This window comes from Treponema lecithinolyticum ATCC 700332, assembly GCA_000468055.1.
Lineage (GTDB): Bacteria > Spirochaetota > Spirochaetia > Treponematales > Treponemataceae > Treponema_C > Treponema_C lecithinolyticum.
This window is the reverse complement of sequence record KI260554.1, coordinates 112263-130838: the sequence shown is the minus strand read 5'-3', so window position 1 is coordinate 130838 and position 18576 is coordinate 112263. Positions and strand designations below refer to the sequence as shown.

Annotated in this window: 15 protein-coding genes; 6 read left to right on the top strand and 9 right to left on the bottom strand. The window is 40.8% G+C overall.

Annotated features, from left to right (window positions below; genetic code table 11):
• Positions 1-32: 32 nt before the first annotated feature.
• From HMPREF9193_RS01250 to HMPREF9193_RS01220, 7 genes are all read right to left on the bottom strand, one after another.
• Positions 33-1268, bottom strand: a complete 1236-nt coding sequence (locus tag HMPREF9193_RS01250) for an ROK family protein (protein ID WP_021686225.1) — start codon at positions 1266-1268, stop codon at positions 33-35.
• A gap of 20 nt (positions 1269-1288) precedes the next feature.
• Positions 1289-2746, bottom strand: a complete 1458-nt coding sequence (locus HMPREF9193_RS01245; RefSeq protein ID WP_021686224.1) for an FGGY-family carbohydrate kinase — start codon at positions 2744-2746, stop codon at positions 1289-1291.
• A gap of 3 nt (positions 2747-2749) precedes the next feature.
• Positions 2750-3580: a carbohydrate ABC transporter permease gene (locus HMPREF9193_RS01240; RefSeq protein ID WP_021686223.1), complete on the bottom strand. Its 831-nt coding sequence runs from the start codon at positions 3578-3580 to the stop codon at positions 2750-2752.
• Positions 3577-4479, bottom strand: a complete 903-nt coding sequence (locus HMPREF9193_RS01235; protein ID WP_051305961.1) for a carbohydrate ABC transporter permease — start codon at positions 4477-4479, stop codon at positions 3577-3579. Before HMPREF9193_RS01235 ends, HMPREF9193_RS01240 begins: the two co-directional genes overlap by 4 nt.
• 95 nt (positions 4480-4574) lie before the next feature.
• Positions 4575-5882: an ABC transporter substrate-binding protein gene (locus HMPREF9193_RS01230; RefSeq protein WP_021686221.1), complete on the bottom strand. Its 1308-nt coding sequence runs from the start codon at positions 5880-5882 to the stop codon at positions 4575-4577.
• Between the two features lie 59 nt (positions 5883-5941).
• The gene (locus HMPREF9193_RS01225) at positions 5942-6562 is read right to left on the bottom strand and encodes a class II aldolase/adducin family protein (protein WP_040847280.1); all 621 of its coding nucleotides are present in this window, start codon (positions 6560-6562) and stop codon (positions 5942-5944) included.
• 44 nt (positions 6563-6606) lie between these two features.
• A complete protein-coding gene (locus HMPREF9193_RS01220) occupies positions 6607-8091 on the bottom strand; it encodes a rhamnulokinase (RefSeq protein WP_021686219.1) in 1485 nt (494 codons plus the stop codon).
• A gap of 154 nt (positions 8092-8245) precedes the next feature.
• On the opposite strand from HMPREF9193_RS01220, the gene HMPREF9193_RS01215 reads away from it, so the two are divergent.
• The 4 genes from HMPREF9193_RS01215 (at position 8246) to HMPREF9193_RS11120 (ending at position 11108) form a co-directional block, all read left to right on the top strand.
• Positions 8246-9097, top strand: a complete 852-nt coding sequence (locus tag HMPREF9193_RS01215; RefSeq protein WP_040847197.1) for a class II fructose-bisphosphate aldolase — start codon at positions 8246-8248, stop codon at positions 9095-9097.
• Between the two features lie 180 nt (positions 9098-9277).
• On the top strand, positions 9278-9694 hold the full coding sequence (locus tag HMPREF9193_RS01210) for a secondary thiamine-phosphate synthase enzyme YjbQ (protein ID WP_021686217.1): 417 nt from the start codon (positions 9278-9280) through the stop codon (positions 9692-9694).
• A gap of 7 nt (positions 9695-9701) precedes the next feature.
• Positions 9702-10559, top strand: coding sequence for an epoxyqueuosine reductase QueH (locus HMPREF9193_RS01205; protein ID WP_040847195.1), 858 nt, complete (start codon positions 9702-9704; stop codon positions 10557-10559).
• Positions 10560-10856: 297 nt separating this feature from the next.
• Positions 10857-11108 (top strand): hypothetical protein, encoded by a 252-nt coding sequence (locus HMPREF9193_RS11120; RefSeq protein ID WP_156882431.1) that lies wholly within the window; start codon positions 10857-10859, stop codon positions 11106-11108.
• A gap of 163 nt (positions 11109-11271) precedes the next feature.
• On the opposite strand, the gene gyrA is transcribed toward HMPREF9193_RS11120, so the two are convergent.
• Together gyrA and gyrB are read right to left on the bottom strand one after the other, a co-directional pair.
• A complete protein-coding gene (gyrA, locus tag HMPREF9193_RS01195) occupies positions 11272-13719 on the bottom strand; it encodes a DNA topoisomerase (ATP-hydrolyzing) subunit A (RefSeq protein WP_021686213.1) in 2448 nt (815 codons plus the stop codon).
• Positions 13720-13788: 69 nt separating this feature from the next.
• Positions 13789-15705, bottom strand: a complete 1917-nt coding sequence (gyrB, locus tag HMPREF9193_RS01190; RefSeq protein ID WP_021686212.1) for a DNA topoisomerase (ATP-hydrolyzing) subunit B — start codon at positions 15703-15705, stop codon at positions 13789-13791.
• An 89-nt stretch (positions 15706-15794) separates the two neighbouring features.
• On the opposite strand from gyrB, the gene dnaA reads away from it, so the two are divergent.
• A complete protein-coding gene (gene dnaA, locus HMPREF9193_RS01185; RefSeq protein WP_021686211.1) occupies positions 15795-17255 on the top strand; it encodes a chromosomal replication initiator protein DnaA in 1461 nt (486 codons plus the stop codon).
• A 214-nt stretch (positions 17256-17469) separates the two neighbouring features.
• Positions 17470-18573, top strand: a complete 1104-nt coding sequence (gene dnaN / locus HMPREF9193_RS01180; RefSeq protein WP_021686210.1) for a DNA polymerase III subunit beta — start codon at positions 17470-17472, stop codon at positions 18571-18573.
• The last annotated feature ends 3 nt before the right edge of the window (positions 18574-18576 follow it).

The following is an 18576-nucleotide window of genomic DNA, read 5'->3' as shown; positions in this document are numbered from 1 at the left end:
ACAAACCGGCCTGCTTAAACACTTACAAACGCTTATACTTGCTCTTTTATGTAAGGAAATTCTTTTTCAAAAGCAAGCCATGCGGCGCCGTACGCTCCCATATTTTCATCAAGCTGCGGCGCTAAAATTTTCAATTGTTTGGAATTTTCCGCTATGGAATTTTCGCATAGAGCGTTATATACGGTTTCTATAAAAACATCGCCCGCTTGCGCAAGACTTCCGTACAGCACAATATACGCGGGTGCTAAAATATCCACAACAACACCCAGAGCAGAACCCAAACATTCGGCAAGCGATTTCATAAATTCAATCGATTCACCGTCGCCTTCTTGTATGGCTAAAACCAGATTTTCTACCGTTAAGCGGTTGTAGTCGTTTTCAACACGGTTAAAAAGTTGGCGCATTTTTCCCAAAGAAACCGCTTCTATCAGTTTTACTTTTATTCCCACATCGGATATTTCCGAATTAAGGCACCCGTGTTTTCCACACGAACAAAGGCGGTTGCTGTTGGGTATTTTAAGATGACCGAGTTGTCCGGCATAGCCTTCATTGCTTAAAAAAATTTCGTTATTTATAACAGGAATTACCCGGATGCCGTTACGGATTGAAACGAATAAAAAATCCTGTAAGTCCGGATGAGCCACGCTGTACTTGCGTTTATAACCGACTGCCATAACGGAAACATTACTTTTTATATAACATTTGATATTGTACCGCTCTTCTATCAAATTTTTTAAAGGTATGTGTTTCCAGTCTTGAATATACACGTATTCAACAACTTCGCCCGTGTGTGAATTATAATAACCGGGAACACCTATACCAATGGCAAATATTTTATTGTGTGCAAAACGCGTTTTTATTTTATTTAAAACGGTAAAAATACTTTCGAGCACTTGTTCGGCACAAATATTTTTAGGAAATTCGACTTTATCGCTAAAAACAATTTGCTCGTCAAAATTCATCAACACGCAATCAAGTTTAAACGAATTGAATTCAATTCCGATAAAATAACCGGCATCGGGATTTATTTTCAGCCACAAAGGTTTTCTTCCCACGCGAGTGTCGTCGGATTCTTTTTCGCAAAGAAACTTTTCTTCTATTAATTCATCGATAAGACCGAGAATTGTGGTCATGCTGTAATTGGTGATTTTTTTTAAATCGAAGCGGGAAAGGTTTTCGCTGTTTTTTATAATGCTGAGAATTTTATTGCGCTTAAATGTTTTTCGGCTTTTTACAATCGAATCTGCCGTATTTTGATCGTCGGACATAATAGCATATCCTTATTATATCAAGAAATAACATGCTTCACGGCTTTATACAGTTTTTTATAAGCGTTGAAGTTTTTATCGTATAACAGAGTATACTCTTTTTTAGGAATAAAAGACAATCTTTTTTCCTTTTTAATACAATTAAAAAAAGATTCAACAAAACCTGCATCAAGAGCCGAGGCGGCAAGCATAGCAGCACCCCGGCATGCGGTTTCCTGCACAGGACAAACTTCTATCGGTAAACCGAGTACATCGCTTTTTAACTGCATAATCGTGCCGAATTGACTTACGCCGCCCATAGCCACCAGTTTTGTTATCTTTATTCTTTTTTTGCGTAACAGCCGTATATTCAGCAAAATCTCATACGTAACGCCTTCTACCAAAGAACGGAAAAACTCGCCTTTTGTTGTGTGTATATTTAAGCCGATTACCGCCCCTGCACTTGAATCGTCGTTATAAGGGGATCCGGTCGAAGTAAAATGCGGTAAAACCAACAACTTGGTCGGCTCTTGCGCCATTTCAGCGACAACGGATTGATAAGACTTATTTTGCGCAAATCGTGAACAAAACCATTGTATGATATTCCCGCCTGTAAAATTTCCGGGTAAGGTAATAAATTTATTGTTTGCAACATACGGATAAGACGGAAGACCGATTTTCCTCAATTCGGGCATAAATGAAGACGTTTCGCAAATCAACGTTTCCGTTGTTCCCAACGAATAAGCGGCTTCCCCTTCTCCTAAAACGGCACAACCGTATTTGTTGCACGGCTGATCGTGTCCGCCTTGAACAATGCACACATCTTGCGGCAATCCTGTTTGCTTGCAAATCTTTTTGTCCGGTTTTCCCAGTAGCGTTCCCGCTTTAAAAACCTGCGGCAATTGGGTTTTTGTTATTCCTATTATTTTTAAAATCTCATCCGACCACGCCAGTTTTTGTACGTCAAACATCATTGTCCGGGCGGCAAGAGAATAATCGGAAGACGGCGGTAAGCCGAAACACGAAATAATATAATCGCTGACGCACGTAAAAAAAACGGGCGGTGTTTTATACCGCTGTTGATTATTTAAAATCCACGCGATTTTGGGAGCGGTATGCACGGACGATACGATTTGCCCTGTAATTTCATAGACTTGTTCATCTCCAATACGGTTGCGCAAACTTTGTGTTTCGGCTTTTGCACGCCGGTCGTAAGACAAAATAATATTTCCGACCGGAACAAAGTGCGAATCCAAGGGCACAACGCCTTCGCCCTGACTTGAAAAACTTACGGCAAGAATTTTTTCTTTTACACATGAGGTTATTTCACACAAAAGTTCTCGCACGTTTTTCCAAAGCAAATACGGGTCCAATTCCGCCCAGCCGGCTTGCGGAACATAAATTATATTTTGTCGTTTTTTTACACACACGAGCTTTCCCGTTCCGTCAAAACAAGACGCTTTTACGGTTGTTGTCCCCAAATCTATACCTATAAACACAGCCTACCCTTTTATGGCTCCGGAAAGCATTCCGCGGACAAAATATTTTTGTACTGCAATATAAAATAAAATCATCGGGGTACAGATAACGACAAGAATTGCAAACAGCGCGCCCGGCTGACTAAAATAAAATCCTTGGTACTGCATTGGAATTAAAGTGAGGGTTTTCATAGCGGCTTCGCTCATCGTAACCAAAGCTAAAAAAAACTCGTTCCAAGAGGTTAAAAACTGCCAAATCATAACAACAATTAAACCGGAGCGGATAACCGGAAGTATAACTAAAAAAAACAAACGCCACACCCCGCAGCCGTCTACAATGGCAGCATCTTCCAAGTCGGACGGCACGTTTTCTAAAAACGCTTTTATAATAACTAAGCCGAAAGGAATGCCCAGCGCCGTATACGGAAATATCAATCCTTGATACGTGTTTATCCAGCCTAAAGCGCTGTTTATTTGGGTAAGCGGAATAACCAACGCGCTTATGGGAACCATTAACGTAAGCATAAGCGTATTATAAATAATTGTTTTACCGGCTACTTGTTTGCGCGTTAAACCGAAAGCAGCCATTGCCGCCGTTAAAGTAACCAAAAAAACCGAAAAGCTTGTTATAATAAAACTTGAAATAAAGTTCGGCAATAAATTATTTTGTCGAAAAACCAATTTAAAATTTTGTAAAACAAGGGGAAGCAAAAAAAGAACCGGCTCAAAAGCTTTTTCCGGTTTTCGCAACGACATACTTATCATAAAAATAAGCGGACACATCCATAAAAAACCTATAATTAAAAGCACGGTCGTCCAAATGATTTGTCTTTTTTTCATCACCTTTAAAGTCATACCGCGCTCCTCTTGCTTTTTACATTACCGGAACCGAAAGACACCACTTGCCGTATGGTTAATAACAACGCCGTTAAAAGAACTACAACGGAAACGGCAGACGCATATCCCATTTTTTGCATGCGAAAGCCGGCTTTAAATATATATGTGCCGGGCATTTCCGAAGCGGAATTCGGCCCGCCGCTTGTCATCGTATATACAAGGGCAAAGGTTTGCAGCGAACCGATAATTCCGAGCATAATAAGCGTTTTATGAACGGATGCTAAAAGCGGCACGTATATTACAAATATTTTTTTTATTTCGCTTACACCGTCTATTTCCACCGCCTCTCGTATATCCGTAGAAATTTGAGAAAGACCGGCAACATACAACAGCATTGACCAGCCCGTCCATTCCCAAATATTTACCCCTATTACGGCAAAAATAGCGGTTTTATAATCTCCCAGCCAATTAAAAGGACCTTTAAAACCTATTTTATACAAAGCATTTGTTATAAGACCTTGATACGGGGAAAACATATTTTTAAACACTATCGCGATTGCAACAACAGACGTAACAACCGGTATAAAAAAAAGCGTTCTAAAAAACGGTTTATTACAAAACAATTTTTCTTCAATTATATATGCTAAAGAAAAACCCAATACCATTTGTATAAAAACGGTAATTAAAATCCAATATAAGGCATTGCGCGCTGCCGTAAAAAAAATACCGTCTTTAAATAAATCGATATAGTTTCCGATACCGATAAATTTCATATTGGCTAAAGAAGACCAGCTGAAAAAACTTCCATATATAATAAAGCATACCGGATACGCAATAAAAACAATAAAAAAAACGGCTGCCGGAACTATAAACAAATAACACGATATTGTTGTTTTTATAAGGTCTGGTTTTTTCACAGTCTTTCTCCGTGTAATAAAAAGCGCAAGAGAAAATTGAGGCTGCCGTAAAAAACACGGTAGGATATTTTAAGACAGCCTCAAAGTTTTATTTTTTATTGCAGCACTTTATCCTGCGCCGCTTGCAAATCGGACAGTGCTTTTTTTATAGTCAGCTGACCGGAAGCAACACCCTGACATGCATTTTGTAAAGCAATTTCGATTTCCGGAGAAGCAATGCGCTGGTTTACCGCTACGTCCAGTTTTGAAGCATAGGCATTTATTTGAGTTTTCAAGTTTGCAGGTATTGCACCCTGGGGCTCTATGCCCTTAAACGCGGGAAGATTGTTTAAATCGTTGATCGCTTCTTGGTTTGCTTTTCCGCCGATAAAAGAAGACAACACTTTCCATGCAGCTTCGGGGTTTTTGCACGATTTACTGATTCCGTAACCGAAGTCCATTCCCCCGATAGGCGGTGAAGCTTTACCGCCGTCCGTATAAGGCGGAAGATAAAAGCTGTCGTACACCCAGTTTTTTACGTTATCCACAGGCTCCGGAGCGGTATATTCTTGCCACCACCACGAACCGAGCGCCATCATGCCGACTTTTCCGGCAGTAAATAAATTTACTCCGTCCGGGTACGCGTTATTCGACAACGCACCTACTTGGATAATTCCCGAATCAAACATATCTTTAAATGCTTCCATTGTTTTTTCGAAAACAGGATCTGTCCATTTTGCGCTTCCGTTTTGTGCCTTTGTTACAAAATCGCCGTACTGATATGCCAGCATTAAAAATAAGTTGACATGCTGCCATCCGTCAGCACCGCCGAAATACAGAGGCGCATAGCCGCCTTGCGTAAGTTTTTTTGACACATCTTTTAACTGCTGCCACGTAGTAGGAACGGACAAGCCCAATTCGTCAAAAATCTTTTTGTTGTAAATAATATTTATAATTTGAGACTCAACGGGTAAAATGTATACACTGTCATCACCGGCGGCATTTCCGAGTTTGATTTGGTCGGCGTCTATTTTATAAAACTTTTCCATCCAGTTTTCGCCCCACTCGGCTTTTGCATAAGAGCTTAAGTCTATCAAATAATCCTTATACTGCTGTGTTAAAGAACCGGGCTGTAAGCCTAAAATATCGCCTAAGGTATTTGACCCGGCGCCGGCTGCCAAAGCCGCCAAATATTCGGGGTTGTAATTATAATTCGTATACGAGATTTTAATGAGCGTATTATCATTTTCAAATGCGCTGATCATTTTATTGATAGTCCGGGGTATCGGTGTCCATGTCCAAATACTTACATTGTTTTCCCCTCTACTCATCATAGCGTTGTCAGCTTTTCCTTTTTTACTGCAGCCCGTTATAAGAGCAAAAAAAATCACAGCAAATGCAATCAACTTTAACCTTTTTTTCATTTCAGCCTCCTTATGGCAAAACCCGATATGTTATTCCCCGTACCGAGGAAAATAAAGCTCTATTTGTCTAAAAACATTTGCACTTCCGAATCTTCCAAATTTTTTACAGGAGTTCCCATCCGTTCGGCATAGTACAAAACTTTTGCTATAGCTTCGGCAGCTTCCACTTTATTCATTGCGTCCATAACCGTTTTACCCACGGCAACAACCCCGTGGTTACCGAGCAGCACAATATCATGTTTTAAAATATATTCGCGCGCTTTATCAAAAATTTCACTACAACCGGGGCGTCCGTACGGAGCACAGGGAATTATTTTAAAATTTCCTATCATTTCAGGGTAGGCTTTTGTTTCGACGCTTTTTCCGCACAAGGCAAAGGCGGTAAGCATTGTCGGGTGTGCATGAACTACCGCACAAATATCGGGGCGGGCTTGATACGAGCCAGTGTGTAAAATCAATTCGGAAGAAGGCTTTCCGACGCCGCTTACTTGTTTCATAGTAGTTTCTTCAAGAACAACTATTTTTTCTTCCGTTAAAAATGCTTTGTTTTGTCCGGAAGGCGTAATATATATATACCCGTCCCGTTTAATCGACACATTCCCCTCGTAGGCGTTTACCAAACCTCTGCTATCCAAGCGTTTACAAACCTCAAGTATTTCTTTGATTGCTAAAGTATCCATAAAAAAATCTCCTTCTGTTTTTTTAGTCTTTTTATTTTCGGCAACTATAAAATATTTTTTTGCATACACAGTTTAAGTTTTTCATCCCATTTTTCTTTTTCGGAAGCATTCGGATATAACTCTTTCATTTTGCAAGAAGCCGAACTCAATTGTCTTATGTCCGAAAGGGAACCGAGTTCTTTTAAAGCATACAACTGCACCAGCGCATTTCCCAGCGACGAAGCATTCGGGTTTCCGGCATATACGGGCATTCCGGTAGCATTGCATATTAATTGCGCTAATAACGAATTGTTTGAACCACCGCTTATTAAATACAGTTTAGTAAATTTATTGTTGAACAATTGCTGAAAAGCGTTTACCGTTTGTTTTATTTTTAAAACTATACTTTCATAAATACAACTCATATATTCGGCGTTATCGTTCAACGTGTTCGGCTGATTTGTTTTTTGCAAATACGCGTTTATTTTTGATTTTATATCTGCCGTATCGTTGTTCAAATTTTGATCTTCTACATCTATATAATTTTTATTATGCAGTTTTTGCACGCTGCTGTTAATTTTATCAAAAGAAAATGCCCCGGTTGTTTTTTCAATATCTTTTTGAAGTTTTGTAATAAACCATCCGGCAGAAAAATCTTTGTACAGCAAGTTTTTAGCGGCAAACCCGCCTGTGTTTTTTAAGCCGAAGTCAAACGCTTCGTCGGATACGCACGGCGTGTCGGTTTCAACACCCATATTTATATTTGTTCCAAAACTGATATAAATGCTTTGTTCGTCAAAGTTCGCAATGGAAGTAACGGCGGAAGCGGTATCATGGGAACATACGGAAACAACCGGAACATTGCAATCCAAATTATAATAGTCGGCAAGTGCCGGCAATAACGTTCCTTTTACGGTTCCCGCACGGACAATTTTTGTCAGCAAATTTTGCGGTATTTTGAATTTATTTAAAACATCCGTACTCCACTTGCCGTTTTTAATATCGAGCAACGCCGTTGTTCCCGCAAAACTTAATTCCGTTGTTTTTGCTCCACATAAAAAATACGAAACCAAATCGGGCAAAAATAAAATTTCGGAAGCGTATTGGATTATATCATCTTTTGCTTTTACAATCGAAACCAACTGGGGTAAACTGTATGTCCGTGCCGGCTGACATCCCGTTTTGTAAAAAACATTTTTTTTGCTGTAAATATGTTCCATATAGGATAAAATATCTTTTGTCCGTAAATCGCGGTAATGAAACAATGGTTCGGCTAATTGTCCTTTTTTGTTTAAAAAGCCGAAACTTGCTCCCCAAGAATCAATTCCTATCGAACATAGGCTCATGTGTATGTGCGAAAATTTCTGTAATCCGGTTACTACGGAATCATACAAAGAAAAAAAATTCCAATATAAACAAGGGTGTACATAAACAGGCTTATTATCGAAAACGACACTATTATCAAGTAAAATTTGTTTTCCGTTAAAGGAATATAGACCGATTTTAATATTTGTTGCGCCCATATCTACGCAGCAAAGGTGTTTTTCCATAAAATCCTCTAAAACACGTCCGTTATGTACACAGTATACAGCATTATAGGGATATGTCAATAAAAATTTTATCGAAAAAGAAAAAATTAACTTGAATTATTGCCTATGTGGTGGTATAGTTTTTATAGAAAACTTGATTTTTATGGAGGTTTTTATGGGAAATTTGGTTTCATTTAACGCTATGCTTGAACACGCCCGAAAACACGGATATGCGGTTCCGGCTTTTAATGTTTCGAATATGGAAACAATACAAGCGGTTGTTTGTGCTGCCGATGAAAAAAATTCGCCGCTTATAGCGCAGTTGTATCATGCAGACTTGGAATATGCCGGCGCCGATTTTATGATAGCCAATTCAAAAACGGCTGCCTTAAAAGCGTCTGTTCCCGTGTGCGTAAGTTTGGACCACGGAAGATCTTTTATGCAAGCAAAAAAATGTATTGAAGCGGGTTTTACCGGCGTAATGATAGATTTGTCTGAAGACAGTTTTGAAAAAAATATACAAACAACAAAAGAAGTTGTCGATTATGCTCATGAAAGAGGCGTTTCCGTTGAAGCCGAATTAGGAACAATCTTTGACGCTTCCGAACCGGATTCCGTTCGAACTTCCGGATTTACAGATCCTGCTCAAGCAAAGATTTTTATTCAAAAAACCGGCGTAGACGCTTTAGCTGTATCCATAGGAACTGCACACGGTGTATATTCGTCAAAACCGAGCATAAACTTTTCGTTGGCGGAAGAATTGGTAAAAACGCTTGATATTCCGATCGTTGTACACGGCGGTTCAAACACCCCCGACGAAGATATAATCCGATTATGTAAACTGGGTGTTGCAAAAATCAACATCGGAACCGATTTAATGCAAGCATACAACGACGGTATTTTAAACGCTTTTCAAGAACACGGAAAAAGCGCACCGCTCAGGGTTGTAATGGGACAGGCAAGGGAGTATGTAAAAGCAACGGCAAAGCAAAAAATCGATTTACTACGCACATATGCCTGCGTTTAAATTCTGCTAAAGAAAATATTTTGCAATTTTGTAAAATGACAACTTAACAGGTTTTGTCGTAATCGGTGGCGGATGATTTTTTGCTAAGCGCTATACCATCCTTACAGTGTTTTTGTATGTATGTGATAAGTACGGATAGGTCTCTTGCTGTTTTACGCCTTTGCACAGTATACTGTGCGCATGAAAAGCTTTACAAAAGAACTGTGGTTTAATACCTCAAAGGAACGCGAATTTATCAATATTACACCGACGGTTGAACAGTTACTTGCCGAATCCGGCATACGTGAAGGATTGGTTTTGGCAAACGCCATGCACATTACCGCAAGCGTTTTTATAAACGATGACGAAAGCGGTCTTCATCACGACTTTGACGTATGGCTTGAAAAGCTTGCACCGCACGAACCGGTTTCGTCTTATCGGCACAATGTCGGTGAAACAAACGCGGACGCCCACATGAAGCGTCAAATTATGGGGCGCGAAGTGGTCGTCGCCGTAACCGAAGGAAAGCTTCACTTAGGTCCGTGGGAACAGATTTTTTACGGCGAATTCGACGGCAAGCGCAAAAAACGGGTGTTGGTAAAAATAATCGGAGAATAAAAAACCCGTGGCAACAAAACAAAACTTTGACACGCTTTTTACTTTAGAACTGGAGCACATCGCACGTTCACCCGACTTTGTACACAAAAAACCGCGCCTTTTACTCCACGCGTGCTGCGGTCCTTGCTCTTCGGCTGTGTTGGAACGCCTCGCCGACTATTTTGACATTACAATTTTTTATTACAACCCAAATATCCATCCTCAAACGGAATACATTCGTCGGCTGGAAGAACTTGCCCTTTTTCTAAACCGGCGCCGCGCTAAACAACAAAAAACGGAAAGTGCGGACGAACTTTTTCAAACGGATATACCGGATACGGCAGTCGAACTTATCCGTGCCGATTACAACATCAAAGATTTTTTTGCAGCCGTCAATATCGAAGAGTTCCCTGAACGGGCAAGCGAACCCGAGCGCGGTGAGCGCTGCTTTGCCTGTTACCGGCTGCGCATGCAAAAAGCGGCTTTATACGCGCTTGAAAACGGTTTCGATTATTTTACGACAACGCTTTCGATCAGCCCGCACAAAGACAGCGAAAAAATCAATGCAATCGGAGCCGCACTTGAACAGGAATTAAGCGCCACCCTCGCTTTGTCGCCCGGCGTTCCTACCCCACCCGAAGCCTCGCTCAACACCTCTAATCCACCCAACACGCCATTTGAACAGAACCGCACAGCCCCGCGCTATCTGTATGCCGATTTTAAAAAACAAAACGGTTATAAACGCTCTCTAGAAATTTCTGCCGAATACGGTTTATACCGCCAAGATTATTGCGGCTGCATATATTCCAAACAAAACAGTGAAGCTCACCGCGCAGCACAGCAAAAACAAAGTCCGCTGCTGGCCGAATCTGCACACAGCCGTTAAAATGTTTCACGTGAAACATTTTAGGAGATAGCTATGAAAGATCGTTTTCTTTTTATTTGCCTTTGTGTAATAACCGGCTTCTTTTGTTTTTCCTGCTGTATGCTGTCCGTTCAAAAAATATACACCCTTGATTCCGCAAATCATACCGTAACAACAAATGTCCCGAAAAAAGATTTCAGGCGACGCTTTTTACACAAAAAACAAAACATTCCACCCAATATAAAAAAAGTAAATACGAACGGCGGATATTTCAATACAACTTTCTTACAAACCGGAAGCAAAAACAGTGTCCGAATTATGCAAAACAAAGAAGTCCGCGCCGAGGTTTTTACAAGTTCGTTCCGTTCAAACCCGCTCGCAACAGGTTTTATATTCCCCCCACCCGTACATGTAACCAATATCCGGCGTATAATTTCCGAAGAGTCGTTTATATGGATTGAATTTCCGCTTGCAAAAACTTTTTCCTTAAAATTGCTTATAGACGGAAGCGAATACAACCTCACATTTAAACAAGCGACGGTTTGGAGCGTGTGGGTTGTAACGGTATAAAATCCTGTATAAGAAAATGCGGAATAGCGCATTTTTACCTTTTTTGTTTCAAAAGGAAAAGAAAAAACTTTTTCAGGATGCGCCCAAGGATTAAAGCCGAACTGATAGACCGTGTTTTAGAAAAACAAACAGGTGTTTTATTTTGAACACCTGTTCTTTATCTCTACTCTTCTTCTTTTTCTACGCGGTCTACACCGATAACAAAGTCGGGTGAATCGATTTTAAGGATACATACGCCTTGGCTTGCGCGTCCCTGCTGACTTATTGCGGACGCCGCAAGTTTTAACGTTTTTCCCTGACTGGTTATACACATTACTTCGTCGCTGTCGGCGACGGCAATAACTCCGACAACTTCGCCTGTTTTGTCAGTTATGTTGTAGCCGATTTGCCCCTGCGTTCCGCGCGAATGCACGGAAAACTGGTCAAACTGCACGCGTTTACCGTAACCGGATTCGGTAAGCAAAAGCATACGCGCACGTTCGTCTACGCGTACAGCTGCGGTCAATTCGTCGCCGACAGCAAGCTTTAAGCCGGAAACACCGCGTGAAGATCGCCCCATCGGACGCACCGATGTTTCGGTTATGCGCAGCACTTTCCCCCGTCGGGAAGCAAGCGCCAAATCGTCGTTTCCTTCGGTAAGAATTGCCGAAACGATTTTATCGCCGGCATCGAGGCTTATTGCAATAATACCGCGCGTTTTGGCGTTTTTAAAATCACTGGTTTTAACTTTTTTAATTACACCGTTTGCAGTAGCCATAAACAAATGTTTTTCTTCGCTGAACTCACGAAGCGATACCACCGTAGCAATTTCTTCGTTGCCGCCGATAGCCAAAAGGCTTTTTATATGCACACCTCGCGAGTTTCTGCCCGCTTCCGGAATTTCGTGCACTTTTATCCAATACGCTTTTCCCTCTGTAGAAATAAAAACAATATAGTCGTGCGTCGACGCAACAAAAAGCTGTTTTATGTAATCATCCTCAACCAGCTTGGCACTGTTCGAGCCTTTACCGCCTTTTCCCTGATTTTTGTATGCGGTAACGGGAACACTCTTTATATAACCGAGTCGCGAAATCAATATTACCATATCTTCTTCTTTTATAAGATCTTCTATATTGATTTCTTCCACTTCGTCGGAAACGATGTCGGTGCGCCGCTCATCTCCAAATTTTTCGGCAAGTTCAAGCGTTTCGGTTTTTACCAACTGAAGAATTTTTTCCGGATGCGCGAGAAGATCTTTGCATTTTTCTATAAAAAGTTCCAGTTCTTTTAATTCGGTTTTTAATGTTTCGATTTCAAGACTTGTTAAGCGTTTAAGCTGCATGTCGACAATCGCTTGCGATTGAACCTCGTCAAAACCGAAACGCTTGGAAAGCGCATCTTTTGCCGTTTGCGTATCGCGCGATGAACGTATAATTTTTATAACTTCATCGATATTGTCTATGGCAACGATAAGAGCACGCAAAATGTGAGCTCGCTCTTCGGCTTTGCGTAAATCGAATCGAATGCGCCTCGTTACCACTTCGTTGCGGTGTTCTACAAAATAGCCGACAAGCGATTTTAAAGTTAAAACTTCAGGTCGCCCTTTTACCAGCGCAAGATTGTTTACGCTAAACGAAGATTGCAAAGCCGTTTTGGAAAAAAGCTGGTTTAATATAACTTTTGCAATGGCGCCGCGTTTTAATTCGATAACAATGCGCAATCCTGCACGGTCAGACGTTTCATCGTTTACCGCAGCAATGCCGTCGATTGCTTTTTCGCGGGCGAGTTCGCCGATACGGCTGCACAATACGGTAGTGTTTACTTGATAGGGAACTTCGGTAAATACAATGCTTTCGCGGCCTTTTTTATCGGTTTCGATGTTAAAGCGACCGCGTACGATTACCCTGCCCTTACCGGTTTTAAACGCTTGTTTTATACCTTTACGGCCGTATATAACGCCGCCGGTAGGAAAATCGGGTCCGGTTATATATTGAGACAATTCATCTATCGTTATATCCGGATTGTCTATATAAGCTGCGACGGCGGCGGCAATTTCACGCAAATTGTGCGGCGGCATATTTGTCGCCATACCGACGGCGATTCCGCTCGAACCGTTGGCAAGCAAAAAAGGAAATTTTGCCGGCAAAACGGTCGGTTCAACGGTGGACTCATCAAAGTTCGGAATAAAATCGACGGTTTCTTTTTTTATGTCCTCAACCATCGTTTCGGCAATCTTTGCCATTTTCGCTTCGGTATAACGGTAAGCAGCGGCAGGATCGCCGCCGATCGTACCGAAGTTTCCTTGCGGATGTATAACCGGATAGCGCAGCGAAAAGTCTTGCCCCAAGCGCACAAGCGCGTCGTACACGGAAGCGTCTCCGTGCGGGTGGTAACTTCCCAGTACATCACCGACTATTTTTGCACACTTGCGCGTCGGTCCGGAATGACGTAAGTTGCGCTCTTCCATGGAATACAAAATACGCCGGTGAACGGGCTTTAAACCGTCGCGAACATCGGGTAAAGCACGGCTTACAATAACCGACATCGAATAATCGATATAAGCGCGCTTCATTTCCGTTTCTATAGGTACGGCGATTAAAACGCCGCCTTCCGGTGTTTGTTGCTCTTCCATTTTTATTCCTTAAACTGTCATTTATTTAAACGCTTTTTACCGGCACACCAAAGAGCGCCGGCAAGCCGGCTACACATCCAAATTTGCGTAAACGGCGTTTTCTTCTATAAACTTCCTGCGCGGTTCAACTTCTTCGCCCATTAACGTACTGAAAATACGGTCTGCTTCTACCGCGTCGGGAAGCGTTACTTTCATCATCTTTCTTCTTGCAGGATCCATAGTTGTTTCCCATAACTGTGTTCCGTCCATTTCACCCAAACCTTTGTACCGCTGCACGCTGATTTTTTCAGAATCGCGTCCGATTTCTGCAAACACTTTGTCGCGTTCGGCATCGTCGTATACATACCACTCTTTTTTATTAAACATAATTTTATACAAAGGCGGCATGGCAAGGTATACAAATCCTTTTTCGATAAGTTCGGGCATATAGCGGAAAAAGAATGTTAAAAGCAATGTACGGATGTGAGAACCGTCGACGTCGGCATCCGCCATAATGATGATTTTATGGTAACGTATTTTTTCTATATTAAAGTCTGTACCGATACCCGTTCCCAAAGAAGCGATAACCGGCTGCAATTTTTCGTTGTTTACAACTTTATCCAATCTTGTTCGCTCAACGTTAAGCATTTTGCCCCACAAAGGAAGTATCGCTTGCGTTTTGCTGTCGCGACCTTTTTTTGCAGAACCGCCGGCAGAATCTCCCTCAACTATGTACACTTCGCATTTTGCAGGATCTTTTAAAGAGCAGTCGGCAAGTTTTCCCGGCAATCCGAAACTATCCAAAGAACTTTTGCGCCGCGTCGCTTCTTTTGCTTTACGCGCTGCAATACGGGCTGCCGCTTCTCCGACGCATTTTTCCAAAATAAGATCTACGGTTTTCGGATTTTGTTCAAAAAATAAAGTTAACTGTTCGTTTACCAAAGAGTCGACCATGCCGCGTACTTCGGTGTTTCCCAATTTTGTTTTTGTTTGTCCTTCAAACTGAGGTTCGGGAACTTTTACCGACAGTACTGCGGTAAGACCGGCGCGTACATCTTCTCCGGTTAATTTTTCTTCTTTGTCGAGTTTTTTTAAAAGCTTTGCATTGTTTTTTAAAAACTCGTTCATTACTTTTGTAACGGCGGATTTAAACCCTTCCAAATGGCTTCCGCCCTCTTTTGTGTTTATGTCGTTTACAAAAGATAAAATATTTTCGTTATATCCGTCGTTATATTGAACGGCGGTTTCTATGGAAACATCGTCTTTAACGCCGCTGATGTATACGGGTTCTGCAGGAATAATACTTTTTCCTTCATTTAAATATGAAACAAAATGACGTATACCGCCGTCGAATTGATATACGATTTCTTTCGGAACGCTTAAGCGCTCGTCGCGGAACACAATCGTTACGCCGCTATTTAAAAAAGCCAATTCGCGAAGCCGCATGGCAAGCACTTCAAAAGCGTATGTTGTCGTTTCGGTAAAAATGGTAGGGTCTGCTTTCCAGCGGACGGTTGTTCCGTGCCGGTCGGTTGTTCCGACTTCTTTTACCGGTGCAAGCGATTTTCCCATTGCAAATTTTTGATAGTATTTTTTGCCGTCTTTTTCGACATACGCTTCAAGCCACGTAGACAAAGCGTTCACGCAGGAAACACCGACACCGTGCAAACCGCCTGAAACTTTATAAGAACCTTTGTCGAATTTACCGCCTGCATGAAGGCGTGTTAAAACCAATTCCAAAGCACTTATGCCTTCAGTCGGGTGAATATCTACGGGTATACCGCGTCCGTTATCTTCAACGCGGACAACATCTTCCGGTTCCAAAACAACGACAATGCGGTCGCACTGTCCTGCCATCGCTTCATCTATGGAGTTATCTACAACTTCATATACCAAATGATGTAAGCCGTCCGGTCCGGTAGAACCTATATACATACCGGGGCGTTTGCGGACTGCTTCCAAACCTTTTAAAACTTGAATATTTGTCGCTGAATAGCTTGCGCTCATGAAAAACCCTTAAAAATACATATAAAAACTGTTATTTTAATTATAGTCGTATTGCCGAAAAAAGTAAAGGCAGGCTATAATAGAGCGCTATGTCTACTTGGGATTATTCGGCATTTTGGCAAGAATGCATTACACAAATACAAAACGAATTTGAAGCAAAAAAACGCTCGCAAGAATTCGACTTGTGGTTTTCTTCTCTTGAATACACAGGTTCTAAAGACTCCGTTGTTGTATTGGCAGTGCCGTCAAAATTTGTGCAGGATAATTTTATTTCGCGAGGATATGCCGCAGCTGTACAAAACAAATTATACGAACTGTCGGGAAAATCAATAAATATTGAATTTACGATAAAACCTGCAGCGCGGCAAAAACCGGCTGCGGAACAAAGCAAAAACAAAGTAAACGAAAACGGACGCTTTAGTCAAAACGCGGCATCCTCGCCAAACGTACAAAATACGCAAGGAGAACAAAGTGGACAAAGCACGGCAAAAAAAAAGCATACCGATTTACGCGAAGATTATACCTTTGACACTTTTGTTATGGGCGAAAACAATTCGTTTGCATACAATGCCGCAGTTGCCGTTTCAAAAAATCCGGGAAGAGCATATAACCCGGTACTTATTCACGGCGGCGTCGGTTTGGGAAAAACACATTTAATACAAGCTATAGGAAACGCTGTTTACCAAAGCGGCGGTTTAAAAGTTATTTACATAACGGCTGAAAATTTTACCAACGAATTTATTCAATCGTTAAACGACAAAACGCCGCAAAAGTTTAAAAACAAATATCGCTCGGCGGACGTTTTGCTTATAGACGACATTCACTTTTTACAAAATAAAGAAAGCACTCAAGAAGAATTATTTTATACGTTTGACGCGTTGTACAATTCTTATAAACAAATTGTGTTTACTTGCGACCGGCCCATATCGGAATTAAAAAATCTAACCGAGCGGTTGCGCTCCCGTTTTGAACGCGGTTTAAACGTGGATTTACAGCCGCCCAAATACGAAATGCGCCGCGCTATTTTGGAAAAAAAGTTAGCTTACATACACGATCAATCTTGTTCAAAAATCACTTCGCTTATTCCGCAAGAAGTAATCGATTTAATAGCACAAAATGTGGAAACCAATGTCAGAGATTTGGAATCTTGTTTAACTAAAATTATAGCTTATGCCGAATTGGTTGAAAGCAAAGTAACTTTAGAAATAGCTCAACAACAATTACGCGATAAATTTTCATCGTCTCAACCTTCGAATATCAGTATAGATGTTATACAGCGTGTTGTCGCCGACGACTTTAACATATCACTTGTCGACATCAAAGGAAAAAAGCGTACAAAAAACGTAACCCTTCCACGTCAAATAGCTATGTATATAGCGCAAGAAATAACCGAATTTTCAACAACGGAATTGGGTATTGAATTCGGAGGAAAAGATCATACGACGGTTATGCATTCATGCCAAAAAATCCGCGAAGCGATTCTTACCGATTCAAAGCTCGATTCGAAAATACAGTATTTAATAAAAACCGTAAAAGATTATAAAAAATAAGATACACAAACTGTGGAAAATATGATAGTATATTGTGGAAAGACGGGGAAAAATAAAGCAAAATTGTATTTTGTGGATAACTTTGTACAAATAAATGCCATTTATTAAATGTCTAAGTTATTGTATAAAATAAAAATACCGTGCGTATCCACATTTACACAAGCTTTATTATTACTATTGTTTATATTTATGTATATATAAATTTGGAGGAATCATGAAATTCACATTTGACCGGGATGCCATATTAAAAGAAATAGGAATAGCTCAGGAAATCATTTCCACAAAAAATGCGCTTTCAATACTTTCGAACGTATTGTTTATAGCAGAGCGAAATACGCTTACCATAAAGGCCACTGACATTAAAGTTAACTTTGAAACTAAAATTCCGGTTGAAGTTGAAGAAGAAGGAACAACAACCGTTTTTTGCGATAAATTTATCAGCATATTAAATACGCTTCCTTCAGGCGATGTTGAGTTTTCTCAAAGCGATATAAATATCGTTATAAAGCCTATAACAAAAAAAGTACGCTTTCAATTAAAAAGTATGGCAAGCGATAAGTTTCCCGAATTTGCTTCCGAACAAAACAATTTGTGGTTCGACGTTCCCTGTGCCGAATTTAAAGATATGATTACGCAAACCATCTTTGCCGTTTCCGATGATGAGACACGCTATTTTATGAACGGTATTTACTTTGAAAAACAAGAAGAAAATCTTATTATGGTTGCTACCGACGGAAGAAGACTTGCGTATGTTTCAAAACCTTTGTGTGCCGGTGTAAACGATTTTGAAAGTTCAATTGTTCCGCCGAAAGTATTAAATATAATTCTTAAACGCCTTCCGTCCGAAGGAAATCTTTCAATTGCCGTTGTAAATAAAATGATTTATTTTAAATTCGGAAATTACAGTTTTGCTTCGGTTTTAATAGACGGACAATTTCCGAATTATAAACGCGTAATTCCCGAAACGCAAACAAAGCATTTTCAAATAAACAGAAAAGATTTACTCGATGCTTTGCGGCGTGTAGGATTGCTTGTTGAACAAAAATCGCGGCGAGTGTATTTTGATCTTTCAGACGGTATGCTTTCCATAACCGCTCAAGAGTCGGAAATCGGAACGGCAAAAGAAGAAGTACCGTGCCGCTATGCAGGCGAAAATATAACCATTGCGTTAAACTATTTATATGTGGAAGAACCGATGAAAGTAATCGACACCGAATACATAACTTTTGAATTCAGTGAAGCTATGAAAGCAATTACAATGAGACCTGAACCGGCACAAGACTTTTTCCACATTATTATGCCGATGCAAGCGGAGTAAAAT

Bases quoted from the DNA above. Each gene is read 5' to 3' on its own strand.
- HMPREF9193_RS01250 (WP_021686225.1), bottom strand. From the start codon at position 1,268: ATGTCCGACGATCAAAATACGGCAGATTCGATTGTAAAAAGCCGAAAA.
- HMPREF9193_RS01240 (WP_021686223.1), bottom strand. From the start codon at position 3,580: ATGACTTTAAAGGTGATGAAAAAAAGACAAATCATTTGGACGACCGTG.
- HMPREF9193_RS01230 (WP_021686221.1), bottom strand. From the start codon at position 5,882: ATGAAAAAAAGGTTAAAGTTGATTGCATTTGCTGTGATTTTTTTTGCT.
- HMPREF9193_RS01225 (WP_040847280.1), bottom strand. From the start codon at position 6,562: ATGGATACTTTAGCAATCAAAGAAATACTTGAGGTTTGTAAACGCTTG.
- HMPREF9193_RS01220 (WP_021686219.1), bottom strand. From the start codon at position 8,091: ATGGAAAAACACCTTTGCTGCGTAGATATGGGCGCAACAAATATTAAA.
- HMPREF9193_RS01215 (WP_040847197.1), top strand. From the start codon at position 8,246: ATGGGAAATTTGGTTTCATTTAACGCTATGCTTGAACACGCCCGAAAA.
- HMPREF9193_RS01210 (WP_021686217.1), top strand. From the start codon at position 9,278: ATGAAAAGCTTTACAAAAGAACTGTGGTTTAATACCTCAAAGGAACGC.
- HMPREF9193_RS11120 (WP_156882431.1), top strand. From the start codon at position 10,857: ATGCAAAACAAAGAAGTCCGCGCCGAGGTTTTTACAAGTTCGTTCCGT.
- gyrA (WP_021686213.1), bottom strand. From the start codon at position 13,719: ATGGAAGAGCAACAAACACCGGAAGGCGGCGTTTTAATCGCCGTACCT.
- gyrB (WP_021686212.1), bottom strand. From the start codon at position 15,705: ATGAGCGCAAGCTATTCAGCGACAAATATTCAAGTTTTAAAAGGTTTG.
- dnaA (WP_021686211.1), top strand. From the start codon at position 15,795: ATGTCTACTTGGGATTATTCGGCATTTTGGCAAGAATGCATTACACAA.
- dnaN (WP_021686210.1), top strand. From the start codon at position 17,470: ATGAAATTCACATTTGACCGGGATGCCATATTAAAAGAAATAGGAATA.